General features: G+C 44.5%; 2 protein-coding genes. Both read right to left on the bottom strand.

Translation table 11 applies throughout. The annotated features are described in order from the left end of the window. Positions 1-48 precede the first annotated feature (48 nt). Entirely contained in the window at positions 49-603 is a 555-nt protein-coding gene (locus tag AC5JLB_RS24875; RefSeq protein ID WP_495876516.1) for a tetratricopeptide repeat protein, read from the bottom strand. Between the two features lie 57 nt (positions 604-660). Beyond that, positions 661-2,253: a CHAT domain-containing protein gene (locus tag AC5JLB_RS24880; protein ID WP_495876517.1), complete on the bottom strand. Its 1,593-nt coding sequence runs from the start codon at positions 2,251-2,253 to the stop codon at positions 661-663. Positions 2,254-2,737 lie beyond the last annotated feature (484 nt).

The following is a 2,737-nucleotide window of genomic DNA, read 5'->3' on the forward strand; positions in this document are numbered from 1 at the left end:
TAATTGTACAAATTGCTCACTCGCTCTGCATTCTCTCAAGTTGCCGGGTTAATAACTCGCGACCGCGCCTTCAAAATCGCCTAGTATAGAGAGTGCTGTGCCACGACTGTTCCAAGCTTCGTGGAAGTCCGGTTTGTAGTGCAGAGCTTGGTCATAACTCGCAATTGCGCCTTCAAAATCCTGTACTATGAGCTGTTGATCTCCGAGATTTAACCAATCTTCCACATCGGTTTTTGTAACATTCGTGTGAATCGCGTTCTCCTGGGCCGCAACCGCTTCCTTAAAACGCCCTAGCTCTATTGAGTGTGCAGCTAAGTTCTCGAAGTATTCCAACGAGTACGTATCATCTTCGGTTGTCTTCGGTTTTGTGAATGCCCTCGAACGAATCTTGATCGCTTTTTCAAAAGCAGTGTTCGCCTCTTCATAACGATTCAGTTTTCGCAGCGTCTCCGCCTTCTTTTCCCAAGCCTCCACTAACTGCGGGTTGAGCGAGAGTGCCTGCTCAACCCAGAATAGGGCAGTTGTGTAAGAACCTAGGAGAAAGTGTTGCTGTGCATTGTTTAGATACTTCTCGGTTGGCTGATTGGGTTCTGAGAGGTTCATCGGTATCATTAAATGATTCAATCAGATATACAAAATAGTACTTAGATCTACGGAGACTTATTGCTCGATGGTATAGCGTGCTGACCTGAGAGATGCTGATTTGTTATTTCGAGTCTCCCCTAGTCCGGAGATTGAAAAGGCTGCCCAGTAGTAAGGGTGCTTGTAGGGACGGGCGATCGGATCTTCTACAAATTGCTGTCGCTTATCTCGCAAAGCGATTTGACAAGATTTGGGGAGGTGAGCGCTTATGGTATCAATCCAGTAAATTAAGTCCTTGCAGGATGCGGTTTTAAGAAAGTTTTGGGCGTGTTGGAGTGCGATCTCTGGAGGATTTCCAGCCTGGAGGGAACGGTAGAATTCGACGATCAAGAAAGCGCTGGCTGCTGATTCAACACGCCAGAAGGTACTAACGACGTGGGTGGCTTTGTCTTTAAGAAAAGCACTGGGGAGTCCAACGTATTCATCAGTAATCGTTTGTCTGCCTGTGACTCCAGTTTCACAGGCGGCTAGACAAATCAACTTGTAGGCGCTCAGGTCGAGATGGGCAAGCGTTTGCAGAGTAAGTTGGTCACGTCCACTGAGATACAGGCAAGATTGAGCAGGGTTACTGCTGTTATATGACCCATGACCGCTAAAATGCAGCAGACGATGAGGCTGAGCAAGAGAAGACTTGACTTGTTCAGCCGTAGCATTTTCGCTTTCAATCACCTGAGTTGGGAACAGGGATTGGATCAGAGCCGATTCAATTTCGATGAAGGTTCCACCGCCTTCGCGCACATCTTCATTTTTGGGATTTTCGATCAGCAAAAGGCGATTGTGGATGTTTGCGTTCGATTCATTGCTGAGTCCAAGATAAATGCTTGGCAAATAGGTACTCGGTAAATTAAAAAAAGCATGTAACGGGAGGCGGTGCAGATCGCGATGCGGAACTAGAATCAGTTGAGTGATTGAAGGAGGAAGTTGATCCTTGATCGAAGATATGTTCAAAATTTGCTGTAACTGCTTAAAGCGTTCAATCATGCGATCGCGCCAAGGATGATTGCTCTGAATGCTATTTTTTTGGACACTGTATAATTGATAGTCTTCATTCCATTCATCGATCCAGGTTTCCCATGCAGTTAGCTGTTTGAGTGTGACGGGTCGCTCATCAGATTCAGTATTGTCGATGGTAGAAATGAGAAGGGGGCGATCGTGTCCAGGTAAAATCAGAAAGGTTGTGAGTGCGATAGGGCTTAAATGCCAGTAGATGATTGCTGTTGTAGATGGAAGCCATGATTGAATCTGACTATATGACACGAAAGGAGGCTCATTGAATCCGAGCATCCAGCGCAGAAATGTGTTTTTCCCATGTTCTGCTAATTCCATAGCTTTGACACTATCACCGGATTGAACGGTTAAATCAACGCTCAATTGATTGAAAGTAGCCTGTTTAGAACGAAGAAATCTCTCACGCACGGGAGAAACATTGAGCTGAGAAAGCAATCTTCTCAACAAGTCGCTGCCATCTTGCTCAAGGATCTGTGCTTCATTCGTCACTCCCAACCTATAAAGACATTCAACTAACATCTCTAGGCTGTCTAGATATTTATACGGGAAATGCTCAGATGTGAAAACCTGTAAGGCGTTTTTGAAGCTATTAGCAGCTTTCATCCACTGCGCTTGAAGATAGTACAAAGTACCTAAATAATCATTTAAATTTGCCCAACCCTTGGGCTCGACTACTCGCTCAACATGAGCGAGTCCTTCACGACAACTATTAATCGCTTTATCATAATCTTGTATATGTTGAAAGCACGAGCTACGTTCTATCCATACATTGGATAAATGCTCTTGATTCTGGAGAACTTTGACCTTCTCTTGTTCATATTGCAGTGCTTTATCTTGGCTTTCGATTGCATATTCGATGTGTATTCTATCTACATTTCCAACTCTAAGTATTCTACCTGTGTTTTCAACTCCTCCGTTGTACAAAGATAGAGTACGATATGCATAACCTCGCACGTACCAAGCTTCAGAGTACCAAGGGTCAATATGAATCGCTCTGTTTGCACATTCAATTGCCCTTTGGCAGTAAATTCTTTGAAATGACACCCAAAAATCGGACAGGGAGCTAAGAGTAGTATCCTTGTTCAGT

The organism is Myxacorys chilensis (assembly GCF_059505265.1).